Raw genomic sequence first — 24,934 nt, forward strand, 5'->3', positions numbered from 1 at the left:
CGTAGCGCAAAAGAATCCCCATGCCGCAAGTTTCTGCCGAGATTAAATAACGCTATTCACCGCCTTTATCACATTTTCGACGGTGAAGCCGAAATGCTTGAATAGATCGCCGGCAGGCGCTGACTCGCCAAATGTATCCATGCCGACCACCGCGCCTTCAAGTCCAACATATTTGCGCCAGTAATCGGTGACACCTGCCTCGACCGCTACGCGTCCTATACCCTTTGGCAATACACTATCTTTATAAGCCGGGTCCTGGCGGTCAAACAGGTTTGTACAAGGCATTGAAACCACGCGCACGTGGATACCTGTTTCAGCAAGTGCCTTTTGTGCCATTATTGCCAGTCCCACTTCAGAACCGGTGGCGATAATGATGGCCTGTGGCTTATCGCCCGCGGCCTCGGAAAGGATATAGCCACCCTTGTCGATCAGCTTGATAGTGGCGGCGTCGCGTTTCTGAAAAGGCAGATTCTGGCGGCTGAAGATCAGTGTTGAAGGACCATCCTTGCGTTCAATTGCGCGTGCCCACGCGATAGTGGATTCAACGGTATCACAAGGCCGCCATACGTCCATGTTGGGGATATAACGTAACGTCGCGGTCTGTTCCACCGGTTGGTGTGTCGGACCATCTTCGCCCAAGCCGATCGAGTCATGGGTAAACACGAACAAAGTGCGAATTTTCATCAGTGCAGCCATGCGCAAGGCATTGCGGGCATATTCCGAAAACATCAGGAAGGTCGCGCCGTACGGAATGATGCCGCCATGCAGGGACAGCCCGTTCATCATTGCGCTCATGCCGAATTCACGCACGCCATAATAAACATAGTTGCCTCCGTTCTCCCGCTTGCAGCCCTTAGAGCCTGACCAGAGGGTTAGGTTGGATCCTGCCAGATCTGCGGAACCGCCGACCAGTTCCGGCAATGCCGATGCCAGGCCTTCAATGGCGTTTTGCGAAGCCTTGCGGGTGGCAATCGTTTCCTGCTTGGCATCGACACGGCCGATCAAGCCATCCACGTGCTCGCGCCAGCCATCCGGCAATTCCCCCGACATGCGCCGCGTGAACTCGGCGGCCTCGGCGGGATATCTCTCGCTATACTCGGCGAACTTGTGGTTCCACTCGCTCTCCAGTTTTTCGCCTTTTGCGCGCCTATCCCACATTGCATAGACATCGTTGGGGATTTCGAATGGCAGATGATGCCAGCCGATATGTGGCCGGGTAGCAGCTATCTCCACGTCACCCAGCGCGGCACCATGGACTTCGTGAGTATCGGCCTTGTTGGGAGAGCCCATGCCGATGACGGTTTTGCAGCAGATCATTGAAGGCTTTCCGCTGGCCCGTTTGGCCGCTTCGATCGCCGCCTCGATCGCTACCGGGTCATGGCCATTCACATTGGGAACGACATGCCACCCATAAGCCTCGAAACGTTTGGGCGTGTCGTCCGTGAACCAGCCTTCCACATGGCCGTCGATGGAAATGCCATTGTCGTCATAAAAACAGATCAGTTTGCCGAGTCCCAGCGTGCCTGCCAGCGAGCAGGCCTCATGAGAAATTCCTTCCATAAGACAGCCATCACCAAGAAACACGTAAGTGTAATGATTGACAACGTCAAAGCCGGGCCGGTTAAAATCCGCGGCAAGTATTTTCTCCGCCAGTGCCATGCCTACCGCGTTGGCGAGCCCCTGTCCCAAAGGGCCGGTAGTGGTTTCTACGCCCGGCGTGTAACCATATTCAGGGTGCCCGGGAGTTTTGGAATGGAGTTGGCGGAAGCGTTTGATTTCCTCCATCGGCAAATCGTAGCCAGTAAGATGCAGCAAAGCATAAATCAGCATCGAACCATGGCCATTGGACAGCACGAACCGGTCGCGGTCCATCCATTTGGGATTGGCGGGGTTGTGGCGCAAATGATGAATCCATAATACCTCAGCTATCTCCGCCATACCCATGGGCATGCCGGGGTGACCCGAATTGGCTTTTTGCACAGCGTCCATAGCCAGCGCACGGATAGCGCTGGTAAGATTCTTGAACACCGGCGCATCAAAATCTCTAAATGTTCCCATGGGCACAAACTCCCTCGTTCAATGGATATATGGCGATAAAAATACCACCCCCTAACCTAGGCAGGGGGGCGGATCGGAAAAAACCATTATTATCGCTTAAGATACGATGTCAGACAACTTTGCGTTGACACTAATACAAGATTTAAAACGCGGCGGATTGCAGTTAGTCTAAAAGTATTATTGGAAACCAGCCGCTAAGCGATACAGCTGCGTATCCGTGAATACCGGTAACCGCGGTAATTTTATGGATATGCATATAGCGGGAAATTTTTCTCCGCTCAGTGATTCCGTAGCTTAATCCCCAGTAGCTTCAGCTTGCGGTAAAGATGCGTGCGCTCCAATCCGGCTCGCTCCGCCACCCGACTCATATTGCCATTCTCCTGATCGATGAGCTGTTCAAAATAAATTTTCTCGAAAATATCGCGTGCCTCGCGTAACGGAATATTAAGCGGGACACCGGCCACTGCTTGGATCGGAGATGAGGAGGCCAGTATCTGCTTTATATCATCCGCCGATATCTCATCGCCAGCGCAGGTGAGCGCCAGAGAGTGAACCGCCCCGGTGAGTTGGGCAAGATTGCCGGGCCAGTCATGATTCCGCAAGGCATTGAGCGCGGCGGTACTGAATTGCCGCAGGGGTACTTCGCCTGACTCAATACAGCGCGAGAGAATCTGGCTGGCCAGTTCAGGAATATCTTCCCGATGCTCCCTCAGGGCGGGAATATGGATGCAAAGACCGCTCAAGATTTCATATAACCTCGGGTCATAAGCGCCTTGCGCAGTCAGGCCGGCCAACGGCATGGATGTGGCGCATACCAGCCGTACACTGTATTTCTCCAGTTTGCCCAGGAGCAACAGCAGGCCTTTTTGTGCCAATCTGTTGAGATCTCCAATTTCCTTGAGAAACAGCAAGCCGCCTTTTGCGCGTTCAAGTAGATCAAACGGAGCATTCGTAAGGGCAGCAAGCGTGTCCGGCTCCACCCAGGGGGTATTAGGGCGGTGTAGAAAGCGTGCACACAAATCCGCTCCGGTTCCTGGTTCGCCGGTGAGCAATAGCGGTGTTCTAAGATTGGCGACCTGCTCCAGCCGTTTCTTCAGGTCGGCGATCAATGGGCCTCTGCCCAAGCTGGCGAGCGGAAGTATAGCGGGCGGCTTGCCCTGCCCGCCACGCAGGGCGCGCCCTACCGTACTCAATAATTTTTGCAGTGGGACCGGTTTTTCCAGATAGCCGGATGCCCCCATCCGTGTTGCCTCTACCGCGGTGTCTATGGTCCCATGCCCCGACATCATCACTACCGGCATGGTGAGCAACCCGCCACTTGCCCACTCTTTCAGCAGCGTAATGCCATCAGTATCCGGCATCCATATATCGAGCAATACCAGATCGGGTCGCGCCTGCTTGCGCCAATTGCGTGCCTGTCCGGCATTTTCCGCAAGGGCCACTTGATAGCCCTCATCACGCAAGATCTCGGACAATAGCTCCCGGATGCCGATTTCATCATCAACGACCAGTATCGTATTGCTGCTCATGGTTCACCTAGATTCATCGATTGGACAAGATGTGAACCGACCTGGAGCGAATTCACCAGAAAGATGAAGATCAAGCGGGATACAAGGTCATTACAGATCATAGTGCTTAGCTAAAAAGGCTAAAAAAAAATTCTGAGCGCTTCCAGAGATGCAGGATATTCATAAGGCTGATGATTATGTGATTTTATGATAAACCGTCAAATTGCTCGCCTTGGCCGGAAGGGTAATTGAAACACGTGCGCCGTGAGGCTGGATATTCTCTATTTGAATCACCCCGCTGTGTTCTTCAACGATTTTTTTAACAATGGGTAGCCCAAGTCCTGTGCCTCTGGGCTTCGTAGTAACGTAGGGCTCGAACACGCGGGCTCTGACTTGTTCGGTAAATCCCGCCCCATTATCGCTTACGCTAAACCGCACTCCATTGGACATGCTTTCGGTTCGAACCATGATAACGGGTTCCGGGACGCCTATCAGCGTATCCTGGGCATTCTGCAAGAGATTGTGAATAACCTGGCGTAAGCGTGCGGAATCACCCCTCACCGTCGGCAGGTCTGAAGCCAGGGCCAAATGGATGCGAGGTTGCGGATTTCCAGATGTTGCCATGCTTGCGGCTTCATATAATGCAAGTACCTCCCGCACCAGGCCGTTGAAATCCAGCACATGGAATTCCAGTTCGGGTGCGCGCGCATATTCGCTGAATTCATTGACCATTTTCTTGAGTGCCTCGACCTGATTGACGATAGTTTCGGTGGAGCGCCGCAAGATATGTGCATCCTGCGTACTTAATTTTTCCGCAAGCTTATGCTGCATACGTTCAGCCGAAAGCTGTATCGGTGTCAGCGGATTTTTGATTTCGTGGGCCAAGCGCCGCGCCACCTCGCCCCAGGCGGCGGTGCGCTGAGCCTGTATTAAACTGGTGATGTCATCAAATACCACGACACCGCCGCCGCCCGAGACGTGCGACAGACGTGTCCCGCGGAGCAGCAATACCTGGCTTGTGCTGTCCCTCGTGCGCTCTACCTGACACTGCCATTCGCCTCCCTTGCCTGAATGAAACCCCTTAAGAATTTCCGTCTTGAAAGAATTCAGTTGCGGTTCGCGTGCTGCGCATTCTTCAATGGTTAATCCCTCGAAGCTCATCAGTGGAACCTTCAGAATCTGCTCGGCGCTGAGATTAGCGGTACGCATGCGCAGGTTTTCGTCAAATACAAGAACGCCGGATGAGAGGTTTGCCAGGATGTTTTCCAGATAAGCCCGGGCGCTTTCCACCTCCTGCTGATTGCGCTCGGCGGTGACGCGGGCCTCCTCCAGCTGCTGAGTCATGAGATTAAATGATTCGGTCAGTACGCCCAACTCATCGCGACTTTGGACGGGATGGCGTCTGCTGAAGTCGCCCTGCGCTACCGCTCGGGTACCTTCGGCCAGCATGCCCAAAGGCGCGCTCAGCCGTTCACTGATAAGGAATGCTGCCGCCAGTGCGGAAAAAAGCGAAAGCAGCAGCGCGAGCGTGAGCGTCACGCCATACAGCCCTTTCAGTCCCTCGCGCGAGAGAAGCAATTCCTGATAATCGCGATACGCCGCCTGCACTATTTCTGCATCTTCGGTCAGCTGCTTCGGTACCGGTTGCAATAATTGCAACATCCGCGCATCTCCCTTCATGCCTGTGGCGTCGACAGGCACCACCACTCTCAAATACAAACCTTTACCGGGGATGGATTCAACCGTGCTGTAGGCATTTTCCGTCCTCGCCTGTTGCATTACCGCCGCACTCAGAGTGTCCGGGAATAATCCTGTGTCATGTAAGCCGGCAAATACAATTATCTGGCCGTTCTGATCAAACAGCGCGGCCTCCTGTATTTGTGATTGATTCAGCAGCTGATCCAGCGCCGGTAACGGCGAAGTGGATTCCTCAGCCAGGGTAAGCGTGGCAGATTGAGCCTTGTTGCGTAATTCCACCAGGAGATTGTCGAGGATGGTGCGCCCCAGATTCAATCCTCCCTCGAGCGCCCGATCTACTTTGACATCAAACCAGGACTCGATACTTTTCCCGAGGAATTGCACAGAGACGCCGTACACCAGCGCACCCGGAAGAATCGCCATCAGGGAGAAGATCAGCAGCAGGCGCAGCGCCAGCCTGGAACCGAATACGCCAGCCTTGAGCCTGCGTTTGAGTCTCCACAGCAGATATCCCACCACTGCCATGAGAAACAACACGAGGCCGATATTGATCCGGATCAGAAGCCTATACTTTCGTTCGAAGAGTCCTGTGTCGGCACCCGCGGTGGCGAGCAAAAACAGCATGACCGCACCCAGCCCCGCGCCGATGATGATGACGTATTTCACGACCTGGTATTATCTTGAAGCTTTGGCAATGGTAACTTCGTGCTCCACCGTAGTGTGCCGGTGCTTAGATCCCACTCTCTGGAGCCGAGTGTTTCCACCTGAAAAGGTTTAGGCAATGCCGATATATCAAGCCGCATCCGCAATTCCACAGTGTATTCCACATCCGGTTTTAGCTCGGAGTTTGCGATAAGGGGACGGTCGCGCACCCGGCTAAGCGCCTGTAGCGCTTCCTTAAGCGTGTTGAAGTTCTGCGACAACGCTCCGCGACTCAAGCGGTACTGACGAGTCAGCGCATAATAGCTCAATCCCTCACGTACTCTACTCTGCGCAACTCTTTCGTCCAGCCAGTACCAACGGAAATTCATCAAGTTGAGTTCGGTGACGAAATAAAGCACGATACCTTTCTCAAGTGCATGTTCCAGCTTGGGATTAAGCGCGATCTCGAAATCAGCGTCAAACTGATAGCCCTCGTCCGTGGCATCTATTACGATGGACTTTATCTGTATTCCTTCCGCGTGGACGGTGGTGCTCAGCGGCAGCGCGAGGCTCAGGAATATCACTGCTGCTGCCTGTAACAGGCGTGCGAGGGAATCAGACTTTGTGCAGCAGAGCATAAAAGAAACCGTCATGATGAGAATTCGGCAACAGTTGCCCATCGATTGTGTCAACCTGGGACAGAGGCAACAGACGGGCGTCTGAATGATGGCGCAGAAACTTCTCCACCTGCAATTTATTTTCTTCGGCGAATACTGAACAGGTGGCGTAGAGCAATTTACCATCTCTGGTCAGGATCTGCCACAAGGCATCCAGGATTTTTCCCTGCTTTTGACCAAATTGGGAGAGGTCGCTTTCACGCCTCAGCCATTTGATATCGGGGTGGCGGCACACCACACCCGAGGCGGAGCAGGGTACATCGGCTAAAATACGATCGAACTGCTTGCCATCCCACCATTCCGCCAAGTTTGCCGCATCTGCGTGAATGACACGGTGGGCATCAAGCCCCAGGCGAGAGAGATTTTGTGCTATGCGGGCCACTCGTGCGATGTCCTTGTCGAGCGCGGTTAATTCCACCTCCGCCAATTCCAGCAAATGTGCGCTTTTTCCTCCGGGTGCGGCGCAAGCATCCAAGACGCGCATGCCGTCGTGCGTATCCAGCAATGGTGCGGCAAGCTGGGCACCCGCATCCTGTACCGACACCAGGCCCTGGGCGAATCCCGGCAGACTGTCGACCGTTATGGGCTGTACCAGCTTGAGCGCGCCATTCCACAATCGTCGTGCCTCCATGCCGTTCTGATCGAGAAGATTCTCGTATTCCGCCACGCTGATCTTGCGCGGGTTAACCCTCAGTGTCATGGGCGGATGCTGATTGCCGGCCTCTAATATTGCCTGATAGCTTTGTGGATAGTATGCGTGGAGCTTGTCTATCCACCATTGTGGATGAGAATACCGCCCCACCTCACTTTCAGCCGCCCGTTCCAGAAGACTCGCGCGTTGCCGCACAAAGTTGCGCAATATCGCGTTGACCAGTCCTTGGGCACCTTTATTGCCGCTTACAACATAAGTAGCAGATACGGCGTGATCCACAATTGCATGCGCGGAAGCCTTGCTGTATCCCAGTTGATACAACCCCACCAATAATAAATGACATATATTCCGGTCCCGTAGCGGCTTGTTCAGTAATAAGCCAAGCATCCTGTCGAGTTGACCATAAAAACGCAGCACACCGTAGCTTAAATCCTGAATTGCCCCGCGTTGCTGAGTGGAAAGGTCGCCATGGGTACGCCAGACCTCCTGCAACACCTCGGTCAGGCTCGCGCCAGCCAGTACCTTACCTACAGTTGCGGCAGCCAAACACTGAGTTTTAAGCATGCTGCGGCATTCAGCTTAAATCCGGCAATGTAAGCAAGCTCATCGGGAAGCTGAAATTCAAGTGTGGTAAAAAGTCATGATGGGTCATGGCGCCGGGGATAGGGAAAAATGAGTGATCAACTGCCACTTTTGGGTTCAAATCGGTCACCCGGTTGCAAGGAATGCCCGGAGAGAAATTCCGCTGCGAGCATCTTTTTTCCGTCAGATTTCTGCAAGATCTCGACTATGAGTGCTCCCTCGCCACATGCAACCACGATTCCGTCGCGTCCAGTTGCAACAATTTCTCCCGGTTGGCCAAGGGCATCCGGGATGACCTTTGCTTGCCATATTTTCATGGAGATTCCACGTACTTGCGAATAAGCGCCGGGGCGAGGATTGAATGCCCGCACTACTCCGCCGATGTATTCCGCGCTTAGTTGCCAGTCAATCTCCGCTTCATTCTTTTCCAGTTTCGGTGCGTATGATGCGACAACTTCATTCTGAGGAACCTGGAAAAAAATGTAGTCACGCAAATGCGCCAATGCTTCCACGATGCAGGTTGCTCCCAGTAAGGCAAGCCTGTCATGCAGAGTTTGCGCGGTGTCTTCCTGTGTAATTGCCACGCTCCGCTGCAACAGGATTGCGCCCGTATCCATGCCGCGATCCATTTGGATGATAGTGATCCCGGTCTCCCGATCTCCCGCCAATATTGCCCGCTGGATTGGGGCTGCGCCCCGCCAGCGAGGCAGCAGGGAAGCATGGATGTTAAGACAACCAAGGCGCGGGATGCTCAAAACAGCTGGAGGCAGAATCAGTCCATAAGCGACAACTACCATGACATCCGCACCGACGGCAGCAAGCTGCGCGTGTAACTCGGGTTGTTTAAGCGAATAGGGTTGCAGCAAGGTAAGTTTGCGTTGTTGTGCCAGCAGCTTGATCGCGCTTGCGGCGGGCTTCATGCCCCGTCCGGAAGGGCGGTCTGGCTGGGTCAGCACCAATGCGATCTCATGCCCGGCATCTGCCAAGGCTTCGAGCGCAGGGACGGAAAATGGCGGGGTGCCCGCAAAAATTATTTTCAATCTAAACCCGGCAGTTGAGCGGAGTGGAGTGTGCAATTTTCGGAATATGGGACAAGCGCAACGACGCGGAACGCGATACGGGGCGGAACAGTATTCTCCGCGGGAAGGTCCGATCACGCACCAGCATACGGACGCCGCGTCTGGATACAATGCAGGCGCCATGAAACGCGGCCGCGGAGATCCCGATTTTGCCAGTGGCCAGGAAACGGGCGCTCACATTACCTTGCGTCGCTGCTTTTTGAACTTGGTCTGAATACGCGATTGTTTCATCCGTGACCAGTATTCAACAAATACCTTGCCTACCAAATGATCCATCTCGTGTTGAATGCATACCGCCAGCAAGCCATCGGCATCGAGCACGAACGGATTGCCATCGCGATTCCACGCCTCGACGGTGACCCGCTCCGCGCGCTCCACCTTCCCGAAGATTCCCGGTACCGACAGGCAACCTTCTTCGTAGTCAGACTCACCGCTGCGAGCGGTGATTTCAGGATTGATCAACACATGCAGCTGGTTATGGGTATCGGAGATGTCGATTACGATGACACGCTGATGCACGTCAACCTGGGTCGCCGCCAGTCCAATTCCAGGAGCGGAGTACATGGTTTCTGCCATATCGTCTACCAAAGCCCGAATCTCGTCAGTAACCTTCGGTACTCGGCTCGCTATGGTGTGCAGCCGTTCATCCGGGTACTGTAGTATCTGCAGAATTGCCATAAAAAGACTTGCGCATTTAATAATCTAAATGCAGAATTTAAACTGTACTATTACGATGTTTGGTTTGACCCCTGTCCGGAGTTTCTATACCAATGATTCTCCAAGCGTAAGTCCATTATATCCTGATTTGGGCCGGAGCTTGAGTCCAGTCACCCCGCCGAAGACACCGATACAAAGTTTCGGACAGTCTGATTACTAATTTGTTGATCCGGGCAATGGCTTGAGAGGCTTTGCCTGGAGCTTTCTTAAAGAATCAATGGCTTCCCGGTAAAAAAGCTGTGAACCGGGGCAATCGAAGCAGTACGAATACCGTACCATTCATTTGAACCTGAATTCGGCAGCTTAGCGCTTATTTTTCAGTCATAGGATTATGATTCGTAAAGAATTCTTTTGTTATTCGATTCTTATTTTTTGGAAGAATCCACCCCGTCCAACTACCGGATTTACGAGTTGACTCATACAAAGACAAAGCCGATCGAGGATATTGAATCCTGGCTTGCACTTGGCTTGATTGATGGTCTCGGCGACGAGTCAATTCGGCGATTGCTGGTGGCTTTCGGCAGCCCCGCCGGCATTTTCTCAGCGAAAGCTGCCGCCCTAGCCGGCTTGGTGAAGAAAAAGGTGGCGGACAGTATTGTGCAAGGGGTGGCCAGAGAAAAAATTGCGGTAACGCTCAAATGGCTCGAAGACCCTGTCAACTCGGTCATGACGCTGGCTGATCCCGATTACCCTTTGATGCTGCTCAATATTGCAGATCCGCCGCCGCTTCTTTACCTCAAAGGGAAACGGGAACTGCTGAATTCACCCGCTCTTGCCGTGGTCGGCAGCCGTAACGCCACACCTCAAGGGCTTTCCAATGCGGAAGCTTTTGCCGCGGCTGCCAGTAACGCGGGACTTTGCATAGTGAGTGGAATGGCGCTCGGCGTGGATGCCGCAGCCCATCGTGGGGGTCTGCGTGGCACGGCTGCCAGTATTGGCGTAGTGGGAACCGGCCTGGATATCGTTTATCCTGCACGCAACCGGGATCTTGCCCATGAGCTGGCGGAACATGGAGTGCTTGTGTCCGAGTTTCCATTGGGCACTCCCGCCGTGGGTAGCAACTTTCCACGCCGCAACCGCATCATCAGCGGCATGAGCCGGGGTTGCCTGGTGGTGGAAGCCGCGCTGCAAAGCGGTTCTCTTATCACTGCACGACAGGCGCTGGAGCAGGGGCGAGACGTATTTGCCATTCCCGGTTCGATTCATTCTCCATTATCAAAGGGTTGTCACGCGCTTATCAAGCAGGGGGCAAAATTGGTCGAAAGCGCCGACGATATACTGGATGAGCTGGGGTATCAGTCCGCGCAAATTGCGGTCAATGGTACTAATGAACCTACCGCAAAAGAATCGCTGCTGCTGAGATATCTCGGCCATGATGCTGCCGACATCGATACACTGTGCACCCGTAGTGGCTTGACGGCGGAAACGGTATCGGCGATGCTATTGCCGCTTGAACTGGATGGCGTGGTTGCCCTGCTGCCGGGCGGATCCTACCAGCGGCTTCGGTAGCTGCGCCAGAGTCCGCTTGTTCTCGCCATCCGTGTAATCCCGGAAAAGCGGTTGAGCGTAAAGTACTGGTAATTCTTCTTGCGAAAGCTGGGCTGTTGCCGCCCGGCAATAGTGTGTGCTTTCGCAAGACCGCTACCCAATCACGGAGTGTTCACAGGAGTTTCATGGGAAAAACCTTAATCATCGCCGAGAAACCTTCCGTCGCCGCCGATATTGCGCGGGTACTGGGGGGGTTCACCAAGCATACCGACTATTTCGAGAGCGATGAGTACGTGCTGTCATCAGCTATCGGCCACTTGCTTGAGCTGGCGGTACCCGAACAATACGAAGTCAAACGCGGAAAATGGAGTTTTTCCAATTTACCGGTAATCCCGCCGTACTTTGATCTTAATCCTATCGAGAAATCAGAATCGCGCCTGAAGCTTTTAACTAAACTCATCAAACGCAAAGATGTGAACGCGCTTATCAATGCCTGCGATGCGGGACGCGAAGGAGAATTGATTTTTCGTTACATTGCGCGTCATGCGGGAAACAAAAAGCCGGTGAAGCGACTTTGGCTGCAATCGATGACTCCCGCCTCAATTCGCGAGGGATTTACCAAATTGCTTGACGATATCGCTGTTCAGCCATTGGCGGAAGCGGCCGTCAGCCGGTCGGAAGCCGACTGGCTTGTGGGTATAAATGGCACTCGCGCCATGACCGCGTTCAATTCTCAGGAGGGTGGTTTTCATAAGACCACCGTGGGACGGGTACAAACTCCGACCTTAGCAATTCTGATTGAGCGGGAAGATGCGATCAGGAAATTTGTCCCCCGTAGTTACTGGGAGGTACACGGCACGTTTGCCGCCCAAGCAGGAACGTATAACGGACGCTGGTTCGATGAAAAGTTTTCAAAAGACAAAAAAGATAGCGAACAAAAAGCAGAGCGATTGTGGGATGAGAATACGGCTGAGGCTATTCGCGCCAAATGTCAGGATAAACCCGGCATTGTCAGCGAAGAAAGCAAGCCAACCGCGGAAATCTGCCCGCTGCTGTACGATCTCACCAGCTTGCAGCGCGATGCTAACGGGCGCTTCGGTTTTTCCGCCAAAACAACGCTAGGACTGGCTCAGGCGTTATATGAGAAGCATAAGGCATTGACCTACCCCCGCACCGACTCGCGTGCGCTGCCGGAAGACTATATTGCAACCGTTAAGGATACCCTTAATTCACTGGAGAAGACCCGGTATAGCATATTTGCAAAACAGATTCTCAAAGCGGACTGGGTCCAGCCCAACAAGCGGGTATTTAATAATGCGAAAATTTCCGATCATTTCGCCATTATTCCAACCTCGCTCGAGCCCAAGGGTCTGAGCGACGCGGAAGCGAAACTTTATGATCTCGTGACCAAGCGGTTTTTAGCCATTTTTTATCCCGCCGCTGAATTTCTTGTTACAACTCGAATCACCCGTGTAGAGAGCGAGCCATTCAAAACCGAAGGTAAGGTGATGGTCAACCCGGGCTGGCAGACGATATACGGCAAAGAGGCTCAGATGGAGGGCGGGGATGACGACTCGGCTTTGGTTGCGGTCAATCCAGACGAGCCGGTGCTCGCCAGGGAAGTTAACGTCGTGGCCAGCAAGACCCGGCCACCGGCCAGATTCAATGAAGCGACGTTGTTATCAGCCATGGAAGGCGCGGGCAAGCTGGTGGAAGACGAAGAACTTCGGGAAGCCATGAGTGCAAAAGGGCTGGGTACCCCGGCCACCCGCGCTTCCATCATCGAAGGCCTGGTATTCGAAAACTATATGCAACGCGTAGGTCGGGAATTGCATCCCACTGCCAAGGCATTCTCATTAATTACATTGCTGCGCGGACTGAAGGTGCCTGAACTTACCTCACCCGAATTAACGGGTGACTGGGAATTCAAACTGCGCCAGATCGAGCAAGGCAAGCTCGAACGCAACAAATTCATGGAAGAAATTGCGGGAATGACGAGTCATATGGTGACGCAGGCGAAAAGCCATCGTGGTGAAACCATAAGCGGAGATTTTTCCACGCTCAAGTCTCCCTGCCCCAAATGTGGGGGGGTGGTACAAGAGACTTACAAAAAGTTTCAGTGTCAAAAATGCGATTTCGCGTTATGGAAAATTCTGGCTGGCCGACAATTTGAAACGAAGGAAATGGAGCAGTTGATCACCCGCCGCGAGGTAGGTCCGCTGCAAGGCTTTCGTAGCAAATTGGGGCGGCTATTCAATGCCAACATCAAGCTTACCAGCGAATTTGAAATGAAATTTGATTTTGGCGGAGAGAGTGAGGAGGGTGCCGAAACTATCGATTTTTCCGGACAGGAATCGCTGGGAAAATGCCCCCGCTGTGGTGGTGAGGTATTCGATCACGGTATGAGCTATACATGTGAGAAGGCTGTCGGCTCGGTACGCACCTGCAATTTTAAAATCGGAAAAATAATCCTCACGCGTCCTATCGAACGCGAGCAGGTCGGGAAATTGTTACGTACCGGTAAAACCGATTTGCTGCCAAAATTCATTTCCAAGAAAGGGAGGCCGTTTTCAGCTTATCTGGTGGCCGGTACGGACGGAAAAGTGGGATTCGAGTTTGAGCCGAGGGAATCAAGAACGAAAACAACAGCAGCACTCGCGGAAACCAAGGCAGCGAGACCAAAATCCAGGACATCCGCCGTTAAGAAAACCGCTATACGGAAACCATAGTACAAGCCGCGGGCATCGAAGAGTGGTCCGAGGTTTTAGTTTCCAAAGTTTCGACAAGGTTGCTCTGGAAAGCTCCAATGTTGTGTTTAGGCTTTATCCCTCAGGGAGATGGCACCTGACTCTTTTCAATATAAGAAATGATATCCCCGACGCAGGTAAAACCTTTCGCTTCTTCACTATCAAAATTAATACCAAATGTATCTTCCGCATCGAACAAGAGTTGAATCGTATCCATGGAGTCAAGTCCGAGGTCTTCAAATTTTGAAGACCTGTTTATGGTGGAAGCATCCAGGTTCTCCACCTTTGTTGAGATGAACTGTATTACCTTTGCTTCAATATCCGCTGTATCCATAATCGGGTTCCATTCCTTCATTCAAGGGTTGTGAAGATAATACTTGCATTGTTGCCACCAAATCCAAAAGCATTACATAGGCCACTCCGTGGATTCCTCTGCTGTGCGTGGTTGGGTATGTAATCAAGATCGCATTCCGGATCAGCCTCATCAAGATTGATGGTCGGATGTACCGTACCTGTATGAAGGGCCATGATAGTGGCGATGCTGCCGATAGCGGCCGATGCACCGATGGAATGTCCGACCATGGATTTGGTGGCGCTGATGGCAATATCTCCGGCCCGATCGCCAAAGAGACTCTTAATGGCACGGGTTTCTACGATATCTCCAAGGGGTGTGGATGTCGCGTGCGCATTGATATGGTCAATGGAATCAGTATTCATGCCGGCATCCATGACCGCCGCCCGCATTGCCGTTATCTGGCCTTCCATATCGGGCATCACAATATGTGTTGCATCGCAGGCCTGCCCATAGCCAGCAAGGCAGGCATATATTTTTGCCCCTCGAAGCCGGGCCTGTTCTTCCCTTTCCAGGATGAGTATGCCAGCGCCTTCCGCCATAACGAACCCATCCCTGCCCTTGGCGAAAGGCCGGGATGCTCGGGCTGGATCAGTGTTGGACCCGGTGCTCAGCGCGTGCAGGATTTCGAATCCCTTCATGGTTAGAGGCAGTACGCAACCTTCCGCACCCCCGGCAATCACGGCATCGGCTCTTCCCGCCCGCAAAAGGTCAAGAGCCATGCCAATCGCATTGGCTCCGGAAGAGCACGCCGTGCTGCAGGTCAGATTTACCCCTTTCAATCGATGTTTGATTGCGATCCAGGCAGCTGCGGCGTTTGCCATGGTTCGAGGTACCGTGAACGGAGGGATAGGCTGGCCTCGGAACTTGCGCATGGCGGATGATTCAAAGGTGGAGAAACCGCCCATCCCCGAACCTATGCTTACGGCCAAACGCTGCGGTGCGTATGTATCAAGCCCACCCGCATCTTCCAGTGCAAGTCTGGTGGCCAGCAGCGCCAGTTGGGTGAATCTGTCGGTTTGCTCGATATACTTAGCCGTCAGAAAGCTGGCGGGATCGAACCCCGGGATCTCTCCGGCTACTTGAGAGCGCTGGTCAGATGCATCGAAGCCCGTAATTTTCCGGATACCACTGACACCATTGACAGCCGCTGTCCAGAATTGGTCAACGCCTATGCCAATTGGCGAAACAATCCCCATTCCTGTAACGACTATGCGCATACACAATCAGGTGTGTTCATCGGATTCCGGTCTATCGGCACTGCCGCCGTGTCGTGAAGACCCAGGCGGATCGCTTCCTGGATGGAACGCCGGCCACGTTTTTCGGAACCGGAGAAAGCTGATTGATTGCAGTACATAAGAATATTTGGTTGGCTGCGAATCCTGAAATCAAAGGGAATACCGGACTTTCCGGGCCGGTTTCCTGGTTTCTTGAAATCGCGATTTATTGCGCATTAAATATGACGGGGAACAGGTACCTCAATATAGCCCCCATGATCCAGATAATTAGTATTAGACTACCGATAACGGCTAATCCCTCGGAAATTGCCGATATGAGCGTTGCGCCAAGACTATCGAATTCCTGTTGCCCGGCTTCGTTACGCCGGCGGACTCGACGTTGTCTCACCCACATCTGCAGCATAAAGACGAGAGGGATGAGAGCCAGAGAAATTAACAGGTTATATTCAGGACTATCCATTAATCATTAACCTCTTTGTAAAGTATTGCCAGGAAATTTTAACTATTTTCTTGTAGCCTGGAAGGCTGTGAATAATCAATTTTCCTCCCTATTTTTTCGCTTGCGCGCGACCATTTCTTAAATAGAAGGAAACAACGCCTCTCTTTTGAAGATTCAGAGGAGCGTTATCGCCTCCGACCTGCTTGCTCGCAAATCAAGCGCCTTAGTCGCAAGTAAATGATATCGCAAATGCCCCAATGGTAAAATTAACAAATATATGAGTTCAATCTCCAATTGCGGCCCGGTGTGCAACAGGAAGCTTGTTGAAGCGCCGTTTGCCGTTAATCAGCAATTATAATAGCACACGTCGTCAATGCGCCATCGAGTTAACGCGCTGAGCGTTGAACGGACGTTGATGACGGGATAAGTCCGAATGGACGTAACTCGATAACTGATCAAAATTTGATGAATTTCCAACTGGATACTCTTGTCTTCCGACATACAACATTTGGGGTAGTGGCTTCTTTGATTATTCCTATTTCGTCATGAATGAAAAGCCCGGTCTATCGATATGGGGCACTGTAGTTGTGCGTCCGGTCACAAATTATCGTGAGATGGGAATGTTTATCGATATCCCATGGCGCATTTATGCAGATGACCCGATGTGGGTACCTCCCCTGCGTCTGGAGCGGCGCCTGCATTTCTCCAGATTTAATCCGTTTTTCAAGCATGGGGAATGGCAAGCATGGATTGCATATCGAAATAATCAGCCCGTGGGAAGGATCAGTGCTCAAATTGATCAGCTGCACCGGGAGCGCTATGGTGCGGATACCGGTCATTTTGGCTTGCTGGAAGGCATAGATGACACGGAGGTTTTCGCGGCGCTTGTGCGCACCGCCGAGGAGTGGCTGGCTGCCCGGCATACCAGGCATATCAGCGGACCGTTCAATTTATCCATCAATCAGGAGTGTGGTGTTTTGGTAGAGGGTTTTGATACGCCACCGATGGTGATGATGCCGCATTCACGCGCATGGTACGGTAAATTACTTGAAGAGCAAGGCTACCAACCGCTGAAGGATCTGCTTGCCTATTGGGCGGAGATTGACCATAAGATGCCCCGATTGATGAGCAATGTGATTGAAAGATTTTCCAAACAGGTACGGTTACGGAAACTACGCCGTGACAAATTTGACGAAGAGATGGAAATATTGCGTGATATATTCAATGATGCTTGGTCGGAGAATTGGGGCTTCGTTCCTTTTACCGAGGCCGAGTTTGCCGAGCTTGGCAGCAGTCTTCGCTTACTCGTACCCGACGAGTTTATTCAGATTGCCGAGGTTGACGGTCGCCCGGCGGCATTCATGGCGGGATTGCCCAATCTTAACGAGATATTCGCGGAGCTTAATGGCAGTTTGTTTCCGTTCGGGTGGATTCGAATGATCAAATACCTTAAATCCAGAGGAGTTCGTACCGGCCGGATACCGTTGATGGGGGTACGCAAGCAATTTCAGAGTTCGCCGATCGGCATGGCGCTGGCGATTATGGTAATCGATGCGCCGCGGCAGGCAGGGCTTTCCAGGGGAATCCAGGCGGTTGAACTGTCATGGATACTTGAGGATAACAAGGCAATGCGGGGAATTCTGGATTACCTGGGCTGCCGGCAGTACAAACGTTACCGGATTTTTGGCAAGACCTTGTAATCGATATATGACAGACACCATAGTATGAGAGTTAAATCCAGATAATCAATAGGACGCGAGATGATGGTGAGGCAGGTTGCGAGATGGTTTTGTCGGCTGGAAGAAGTCCATGGCTTGGACTATGGGAACCGGGCAAGCGGCGGAAATGGCCGCAAACTGACTGCCAGCATTTGGGCAGGCTCGGAGAGCTGTCTAATGGATTATCTGGTTAAAGCCCGCGATGAATAAAGTTGATCAATTTACCGCTATCGTGCTGGCCGCAGATCGGACAGCAGGTGACCCGGTCGCGGCTGAAACAGGCGTGGCCTGCAAGGCGTTTGCACCCATCCACGGAACGCCGATGATCATTCGCGTGCTGGATGCGCTGGAAGCCAGTGATAGGGTGAAGACGATTATTGTATGCGGTCCACCCAAGTCCGCGCTCCCGGGCTGCCCCGAGCTTGAAAGGCGAATCGCAAGCCGGCGTGTCATCTGGCTGCCGAATCTGGATTCTCCCAGCCGCAGCGCCGATAGCGGACTCACGCATATCGATCAGAACTCTCCGGTGTTACTGACGACAGCCGATCATGCTTTATTGACGTCTTCAATTGTGCGCTATTTTTTGGATGAATCGCAAAAGTCGGGTAGCGACGCCACGGTGGGAGTGGTCAAATATGAAGATGTCGCAGCTGCATTTCCCGGGGTGAAACGAACCGTCATACGTTTGCAGGATGGTGGCGTCTGCGGCTGTAATCTCTATGCATTTCTTAACCCTCGTGGCCGGGGCCTGGTGTCGTTCTGGCAGCGAGCGGAAGATCTGCGCAAACATCCGGGACAATTGATCGCACAGACTTTTGGTCTCATGGCTGTACTCTTGTACCTATTTGGGTTATTGACGCTCGCCCGCGGACTAAAGGCCGTTTCGGCCAAGACCGGGATCAAGGTGCAGCCGGTATTTTTGCCTTTTCCCCAAGCTGGTGTCGATGTTGACAAGGTTGAGGACATGCTGCTCGTGGAATCTGTCCTGGCGGGAGCGGTGCCGCTTGCTCAAGAGAAAACAGACTCGCCTGGCCGGCTTTCATAGCGTGTGGCCGTTCCAGCACGAAGTGGCGGGAAGAATCCGTGAAAATAATAGAACGATATATTACGCGTGAATTGTTAACACCGTTTACGGTGGTGATTGTCATTTTGGCGGCATTATTCTCGAGTTTCAGCAGCGCCCGCTTCCTGGCCGGGGCGGTTACAGAATCGCTTGGTGTTACCGCCATGCTGAAGCTGGTATTGCTAAGGACGCTGATTGCCTTGGAAGTGCTGATGCCAATCGCTCTTTATGTTGTTATCGTCATGGGTCTTGGACGGCTGAACAGGGATCAGGAAATTAATGTATTGCGATCCGCCGGTATCAGCGATGACCGCATAATTTATGCCATACTCATCGTTGCCATCCCCGTGGGAATTATTAGCGGTGTACTCTCTATTTTCGTGCGCCCATGGGCCTATGAAGAAAGCTATATTCTGAATGCGCAGGCGGAAGCTGAATTAAACATGGATCGATTCCAAGCCGGGCGTTTCTATGGAAGCGAAAACAGCGGCAGGGTGATTTATCTTCAGACCAAGGATAGCGCCGGCAAGGAGATGAAGGATGTGTTTCATTACATCAGAAAAAAAGACAGCAGCGAGATTATTATAGCCAGGGAAATCCATCCGCAGGAGCCGGCAGCTCGCCAACGTCCCCAGATACACCTGCTTGATGGCGCCGCATACCAGCTGATGCATTCTGAAATGAGAGACACGGTAGTCCATTTAGAGAAGCTGGTATATTTTACCGATAGCGGCAACGTACTGGATTACAAACGCAAGGCTGCCTCCACCAAGGCGTTGCAGGAATCTGATCAGCCACGCGATATTGCGGAATTCCAGTGGCGGCTTTCACGCCCCATTGCCACCATTCTGCTGGCACTGATTGCCGTGCCGTTCAGCCGTGCCTCACCCCGTCAGGATAAGGGTGAAAAAACTTATTATGCCGCGGCATTGGTTTTCGCGATCTACTACATCCTGAGTGGCTTGGCCCAAACATGGGTGGAGCAGGGAACCATTGGTAGAGTACCTGGTGTCTGGTGGCTTTATGCCTTGATGTCCATGGTTGCGCTCGGCTTGCTGTCACCTGGTTACTGGCGGAAGTTGTTCCCCCGCCGATGACGATAGTCAACCGCTACTTGGCTTTCCAGGTATTGATGGGCCTGGGCATCGCTACCGCGGTGCTTTTGCCATTATTCAGTTTTCTCGACTTGCTGGATCAGCTTGACGACGTGGGGAAGGGGACCTATCGCGTCGAGGATGCATTTCTGCACACTGCATTATTGTTGCCGCGCAGATTTGTTCAACTTGCGCCTTTTATTACGCTGCTGGGGAACGTCATCGCGCTAGGACGATTGGCTGTTAACTCGGAACTGACGGCATTAAGGGTGGCAGGTATTTCTCCCATTCGTATCAGTCTTGCGCCACTGGGAGTCGGACTGATTCTCCTGTTATTCATTGCTGTACTGGAACAATTTGTTGCGCCGCAACTTCAGCAGCGGGCTATCTCGTCCCGCGCGGTCGCGCTTGACAAGAGTGCGGCGCTTGGCAAGCATCTGGGTATCTGGACCCGGGATGAGCGGAATATAGTTCGTATCGGTGAGATGCTGCATGCGAAAAAGGCCGTGGATATAGAAGTCATGCATTTTGATGATAATGGGTTCCTGCTAACCTATACTTATGCCAAATATGCGGATCTCGTTGCTGATGGTCTGTGGGAATTAGGCGATGTCACTATCAAGACATTTGCGGGACAACGTATTGAATCCATGAGCAAAGCATCGATGAGCTGGAGATCATTTCTGAATCCGGATGATATATCGACGCTGACAAAGTCACCGGAGAGTCTTTCTCCCATCGAGTTATTTCTGCATGTTCGTTTCCTGCGTGCGACTGGTCAGGAGGCAGACGCTTATGCATTGGCTCTATGGCGAAAGGCAGGTGGAGCGCTGACAACAATCGCGATGTTGCTGCTTTCCATCCCCTTTGTATTCGGCTCGGTACGGGCGGGCCTTGGCAATAAGTTGGTACTCGCATCCATGCTTGGCATCAGCGTTTATCTTCTTGATCAGATTATCGCGAATGCCGGATTGTTACTGCATTTGAATCCAGCATTCACCGCGCTCTCACCGGGGTTATTGTTGATCATTCTGGCTAATTTCTGGCTGCGGCGGATTTTTTAGGCCTCCGTAGTTTCGATGAGCAAGCGCGAGTATTCGTTTCCGCACGAGTTGTTGCTATGGCAGTTAACCCGCAAATACTGTAATCTGCGCGGCTTGGCTCGCACCAGGGATATATTCCAGTGATTCCGGATTCAGCGATCAATCGGATGGCGATCTGTCCAGCTGCCGTATCCAGGAGAGTCTATACCGGTGCGATAGTGAGCCGATAACACGGGAGAGGATAGCGGGCTGTCTGGAATTTCAGCCGGTACCATCAAGTTGAATGATAGAACAGTCACGAATTGACAGCTTAAGAGAAGGAACGGCAACCGTTGGGTTTCTTTTCAATCCTCTCAGCGGGCGCATTCGCAAGCGTAAAGATGCGATAAAAGGTGAGCTGATCAAAATTCCCGGTGCAATCTGCCAGGAAGTGACGAATGGGCCGCAGATTTGCGCATCGGTTGACGCGTTCTTGCTCGCAGGAATCGATTTGCTGGCAGTCGTTGGCGGGGACGGGACCGTGCAGGCGGTATTGAACCATCTATTTACAACCCGGCCAATGGGCAAATGGCCTGTTCTAACAATCATCCCTGGCGGCACAACCAATATGACTGCATTGGATCTGGGCATTCACGGCAGGCCGGAGCATATTCTGCGAGAGTTAAGCAAATGCCTGCTAAAACAAACTTCACCCATATTGTTGAGGCGTCATGTCTTGTGTATTGAACAAGCGGGCACAGCCAAGGTTTATGGAATGTTTTTCGGTCTCGGCCTAATTGCCCGCGCAGTAATATTCTCTCAGGGTAGAATCAAGCAGTTGGGTATTACGGGGGAAATCTATTCAGCCATCATTACGCTCGGCTATTTCGCCGGAGTCCTGCTCGGGCGCCGGGAAGGTGCCTGGGCGCCAGTTCAGATGTCGATTATCCAGAAAAATGGCGAAACCCTCCGCGGAACGTATTCGTTTCTGTTTGCCAGCACGCTCGATCGCCTTTTGTTCGGCATGCGTCCGTACTGGGGACGGGGGGGAGAACCGCTTCATGTCACTTGTGTCCGGCAAAAGCGGAAGCGTCCGCTACGCTCGTTATTGACGCTACTTTCAGGTCGCGGGGAGGTCCTTAAGGAACAAGATGGCTATCATAGTTTCAATACCGAAGTGCTGGAACTGCTTATAGATGACGATTACATCGTCGACGGTGAATCCTACCGGGCATCAAGCGAGGATGGGCCATTGCGCATCACAGGGGCCGGTCCGATTATCTTCCTGGGAGCCGGCAGCGTGAACTCATAATCATGATTCTGAAAGCGGCAGGCAATCACTCATTTTTTTGTTTAGCACGATGATGCACAAAGATGTTTTGAACCCTGAGATTTCCACCTTTTTGGTGAGTGTTTGCTACGAAGCGAATTGCATAATATTTGCGGCCCATGGCTGCGTTGCAGCTACCTGGAACGGAATGACCATTCCGCGTCATTGCGCCTTGTTCCGTACCCCAAAAACCACACACTTCGCTCCATCCAACTACCGGATTCAGGATGTCAGACTACGCTCCACTATCTGATCAACAGCTCCCAAGCGACCTGGTCGCCGAGATGGCTTCGCTAAGCTCAAAAGCGGTCCCGGCGGATTTTTTTATTCTGGTTGAAGAATTAAAATCACGCTTTGGCCAGTCGCTGGACGCGGTTCTTCTTTATGGATCCTGTCTGCGTTCTCATGAGGTTGGTGAAGGGGTTGTGGATTTCTACGTCGTGGTGGATAGCTACAGCAACGCTTATCCAGAGCGTTATCTGGCTTATCTCAATGCATGGCTGCCGCCTAATGTATTTTATCTGGAGGTATCCAGTCAGGAAAACAGCCTTCGCGCCAAATATGCGGTGGTTTCAATAGCAGACTTTGAGCGGGGAACCCGGCAATGGTTTCACCCCTATCTGTGGGCGCGCTTTGCTCAACCCACGCGGTTGCTGTATGTGCGCGATGAAATCATCCGCAAGCGTATTCACCACGCGCTGGCCAGTGCGGTAGTAACATTTCTCAAGTCCAGTCTTCCCGTACTGGATTCATCCGTGGTGGATGCCGAAGCAATCTGGATTAACGGTCTGACCCAGACTTACGCCGCTGAATTGCGGCCTGAACGGGCAACGCGTGCGCAACAGCTTGCGCGGATCAATCTGGATGACTATGCGCGATTGACTGCGCATGCCGTACCGGCCTTGGTGGGAAAGCTGAAGAGCTTGCCGAACGGGCATTATCAGTGGCTGGTTGATGAAACGAGCCATCGGCGTTCACTATGGCACTGGCGATTACGCCGTTGGCAGGGGAAGGTCTTGTCCGTGCTAAGGTTGACCAAGGCTGCATTTACCTTTCGCGACAGCATTAGTTATGCGGCATGGAAGATCGAACGCCATACCGGCGTACGCGTTGAGGTGACACCCATGTTGCGGCGGCATCCTGTGCTGTGGGGTTTCAAGGTTTCCTGGCGATTATTGCGGCGTGGTGTGATGCGTTGATATCGGGGAACCCTGAAGTCCTCCAGCGGCACATCTGCTGGTAAGATCGAAGACTCGTCGAAGATTGTTCAGAGATCTCTTAGATCGGGCACGATATCCACATCAGCGGGGAAGGGATTTTTGTCTCCCGGCCGTACGCGTCCCAAAAATGCGATGTTATTAAGCCTGGCACTCTGATAATCAATCAGTGCATCACCTATCATCAGCACACGTTCTGGCGGAAGATTATGGCCGGACAATATATTCCCGATCAGCGTTTGTTTTGGCGTGGGAGAGCCGCATACCCCGGTGAAATAGGATGCAAGGCCCCGGCGTGCAACAATTGTATTAAGTTCTGCTTCCGGCGTACCGGATGCAATGAACAAGGGTATTCTCGCGGCCTCTTTACGAATCAGCTCGGCTGCACCAGGCACGGTCTCGCTTGCAATCACGGCCTCAACCACCAGTTCAGAGAAACGTCGATCCAGTTGTTGCTCTTCATCCGGTGTCAGCGGAGGTCTGTCCAATAAATATTCCTGAAAATAATGGAATTTCTGGTAGCGCGACATGCCGCCGTTTGCGCGGTGATATTGCATCACCGCAGTCATCACTGTTTCCCCATGGGTTCGATAGAGATTACCGAAGGCTTCTGTTTTGATGTCCCCGGACTCCACTACTACACCATCGAAATCGAAAATGATGGCTTGCCAGTGCCCGGTCTTCATGCTTTGTTGGCAGATGCCGAAGGTGTGGCATCGTCATCGTCGCTGGAGTGATGCATGGTTTTGTGAATATCCCTGAGGCAATCAAGCAGGCCCTGGCCGAGATCGACATGCTCGTTAAGCACCAGCTTGCGGCCGATGCGGGGTTGAAATGCGTAGGGAGTTACCTCATAGTGATGCACCGCATTGCCTTCGTCGAAATTCAATGCTATTTCCCAAGGCATGATTTCCGAGATCATCGTCATGACATCCTTGATCCGCAACCGCTCCTGTCCGGTCAGGATCAAATGGCGGTTGGCGAACTCCGGCGACAGCACCTGTACGCTCATGCGCGCCGCATCCTCCACATGGATGTACTCGCGGAGCGCTTCACCGGTACCATGATAGGTTATCGAATGCCGTTCAACGGCTTCGTGCAGCATCCGGTAGATCCCGTTGCGGGCATCGGCACGCCTGCCGTACAAAGATCCATAGCGCAAAATACTATAATCCAGTCCGTAGCGCTCATGATAGGTTTCTATAAAGCGCTCTGCCGCCTGCTTGCTGGCACGGTAAAACGAACCGGACTCGGAATAAACATAAATCGTGCTGGCGAAGACGAAGCGGCGAGCCCCGGCGAGACGGGCGGCTTCCAGCGCGTGCATATTACCCAGTACATTGATCGTGGCGGTAGCCAGCGGCTTGTCATGAGCTTCATCGATATCCGCGATCGCGGCAAAATTATAGACCACGTCTACACCCCTGGCTGCTTCCGTCACCTGATCGAGATCCATGATGTCGCCAATGATCATTTCCTGATCCTGACCCTGATAACGTGAGGGACACCGGTCAAACAGGCGCACCCGGTACCCGGCAGCGGATAATGCGTCAGCAACATGACTGCCAAGAAAACCACTGGCGCCATACACGATAGCGATTTCGTTAGCCATT

Annotated in this window: 19 protein-coding genes; 8 read left to right on the forward strand and 11 right to left on the reverse strand. The window is 52.6% G+C overall.

Going from position 1 to position 24,934, the window contains the following annotated elements; all coding sequences use genetic code 11:
• Positions 1-42: 42 nt before the first annotated feature.
• The 7 genes from tkt to def form a co-directional block, all read right to left on the reverse strand.
• Positions 43-2,058, reverse strand: a complete 2,016-nt coding sequence (gene tkt / locus EBAPG3_RS04060; protein ID WP_004178224.1) for a transketolase — start codon at positions 2,056-2,058, stop codon at positions 43-45.
• Positions 2,059-2,336: 278 nt separating this feature from the next.
• On the reverse strand, positions 2,337-3,587 hold the full coding sequence (locus EBAPG3_RS04065) for a sigma-54-dependent transcriptional regulator (protein WP_004178226.1): 1,251 nt from the start codon (positions 3,585-3,587) through the stop codon (positions 2,337-2,339).
• A gap of 174 nt (positions 3,588-3,761) precedes the next feature.
• Positions 3,762-5,930: a sensor histidine kinase gene (locus EBAPG3_RS04070; RefSeq protein ID WP_004178227.1), complete on the reverse strand. Its 2,169-nt coding sequence runs from the start codon at positions 5,928-5,930 to the stop codon at positions 3,762-3,764.
• Positions 5,927-6,544: a DUF4390 domain-containing protein gene (locus EBAPG3_RS04075; RefSeq protein WP_051049024.1), complete on the reverse strand. Its 618-nt coding sequence runs from the start codon at positions 6,542-6,544 to the stop codon at positions 5,927-5,929. The genes EBAPG3_RS04070 and EBAPG3_RS04075 overlap by 4 nt, the downstream gene beginning before the upstream one ends.
• Positions 6,522-7,799, reverse strand: a complete 1,278-nt coding sequence (gene rsmB, locus EBAPG3_RS04080) for a 16S rRNA (cytosine(967)-C(5))-methyltransferase RsmB (protein WP_004178229.1) — start codon at positions 7,797-7,799, stop codon at positions 6,522-6,524. Before rsmB ends, EBAPG3_RS04075 begins: the two co-directional genes overlap by 23 nt.
• Before the next feature lie 116 nt (positions 7,800-7,915).
• Positions 7,916-8,857: a methionyl-tRNA formyltransferase gene (gene fmt / locus EBAPG3_RS04085; protein ID WP_004178232.1), complete on the reverse strand. Its 942-nt coding sequence runs from the start codon at positions 8,855-8,857 to the stop codon at positions 7,916-7,918.
• Positions 8,858-9,070: 213 nt separating this feature from the next.
• The gene (gene def / locus EBAPG3_RS04095; RefSeq protein WP_040852443.1) at positions 9,071-9,574 is read right to left on the reverse strand and encodes a peptide deformylase; all 504 of its coding nucleotides are present in this window, start codon (positions 9,572-9,574) and stop codon (positions 9,071-9,073) included.
• A gap of 450 nt (positions 9,575-10,024) precedes the next feature.
• Here def and dprA point away from each other — a divergent pair, with 450 nt between their 5' ends.
• Together dprA and EBAPG3_RS04105 are read left to right on the forward strand one after the other, a co-directional pair.
• The gene (dprA, locus tag EBAPG3_RS04100) at positions 10,025-11,122 is read left to right on the forward strand and encodes a DNA-processing protein DprA (RefSeq protein WP_040852479.1); all 1,098 of its coding nucleotides are present in this window, start codon (positions 10,025-10,027) and stop codon (positions 11,120-11,122) included.
• Positions 11,123-11,286: 164 nt separating this feature from the next.
• Positions 11,287-13,830 (forward strand): DNA topoisomerase III, encoded by a 2,544-nt coding sequence (locus EBAPG3_RS04105; protein WP_004178242.1) that lies wholly within the window; start codon positions 11,287-11,289, stop codon positions 13,828-13,830.
• A gap of 100 nt (positions 13,831-13,930) precedes the next feature.
• Here the strand turns inward: EBAPG3_RS04105 and EBAPG3_RS04110 are convergent, their stop codons facing one another.
• Both EBAPG3_RS04110 and fabF read right to left on the reverse strand, forming a co-directional pair.
• Positions 13,931-14,182: an acyl carrier protein gene (locus EBAPG3_RS04110; protein WP_004178243.1), complete on the reverse strand. Its 252-nt coding sequence runs from the start codon at positions 14,180-14,182 to the stop codon at positions 13,931-13,933.
• 17 nt (positions 14,183-14,199) lie between these two features.
• Positions 14,200-15,420, reverse strand: a complete 1,221-nt coding sequence (gene fabF / locus EBAPG3_RS04115) for a beta-ketoacyl-ACP synthase II (protein WP_040852445.1) — start codon at positions 15,418-15,420, stop codon at positions 14,200-14,202.
• Positions 15,421-16,497: 1,077 nt separating this feature from the next.
• On the opposite strand from fabF, the gene EBAPG3_RS04125 reads away from it, so the two are divergent.
• From EBAPG3_RS04125 to EBAPG3_RS04150, 6 genes are all read left to right on the forward strand, one after another.
• A complete protein-coding gene (locus tag EBAPG3_RS04125; protein WP_004178245.1) occupies positions 16,498-17,577 on the forward strand; it encodes a hypothetical protein in 1,080 nt (359 codons plus the stop codon).
• A gap of 220 nt (positions 17,578-17,797) precedes the next feature.
• On the forward strand, positions 17,798-18,640 hold the full coding sequence (locus EBAPG3_RS04130; RefSeq protein WP_004178247.1) for a nucleotidyltransferase family protein: 843 nt from the start codon (positions 17,798-17,800) through the stop codon (positions 18,638-18,640).
• A gap of 38 nt (positions 18,641-18,678) precedes the next feature.
• On the forward strand, positions 18,679-19,755 hold the full coding sequence (lptF, locus tag EBAPG3_RS04135; protein ID WP_004178248.1) for an LPS export ABC transporter permease LptF: 1,077 nt from the start codon (positions 18,679-18,681) through the stop codon (positions 19,753-19,755).
• A complete protein-coding gene (lptG, locus tag EBAPG3_RS04140) occupies positions 19,752-20,816 on the forward strand; it encodes an LPS export ABC transporter permease LptG (RefSeq protein WP_004178249.1) in 1,065 nt (354 codons plus the stop codon). The genes lptF and lptG overlap by 4 nt, the downstream gene beginning before the upstream one ends.
• 262 nt (positions 20,817-21,078) lie before the next feature.
• Positions 21,079-22,086: a diacylglycerol/lipid kinase family protein gene (locus EBAPG3_RS04145; protein WP_004178250.1), complete on the forward strand. Its 1,008-nt coding sequence runs from the start codon at positions 21,079-21,081 to the stop codon at positions 22,084-22,086.
• A gap of 245 nt (positions 22,087-22,331) precedes the next feature.
• Complete coding sequence (locus EBAPG3_RS04150) at positions 22,332-23,303, forward strand: hypothetical protein (protein ID WP_004178251.1); 972 nt, start codon at positions 22,332-22,334, stop codon at positions 23,301-23,303.
• Between the two features lie 68 nt (positions 23,304-23,371).
• Here the strand turns inward: EBAPG3_RS04150 and EBAPG3_RS04155 are convergent, their stop codons facing one another.
• Together EBAPG3_RS04155 and EBAPG3_RS04160 are read right to left on the reverse strand one after the other, a co-directional pair.
• On the reverse strand, positions 23,372-24,007 hold the full coding sequence (locus EBAPG3_RS04155) for an HAD family hydrolase (protein WP_004178252.1): 636 nt from the start codon (positions 24,005-24,007) through the stop codon (positions 23,372-23,374).
• Positions 24,004-24,933 (reverse strand): NAD-dependent epimerase/dehydratase family protein, encoded by a 930-nt coding sequence (locus EBAPG3_RS04160; RefSeq protein WP_004178253.1) that lies wholly within the window; start codon positions 24,931-24,933, stop codon positions 24,004-24,006. The genes EBAPG3_RS04155 and EBAPG3_RS04160 overlap by 4 nt, the downstream gene beginning before the upstream one ends.
• Position 24,934: the final 1 nt, after the last annotated feature.

This window comes from Nitrosospira lacus, from assembly GCF_000355765.4.
Taxonomy (GTDB): Bacteria; Pseudomonadota; Gammaproteobacteria; order Burkholderiales; family Nitrosomonadaceae; genus Nitrosospira; species Nitrosospira lacus.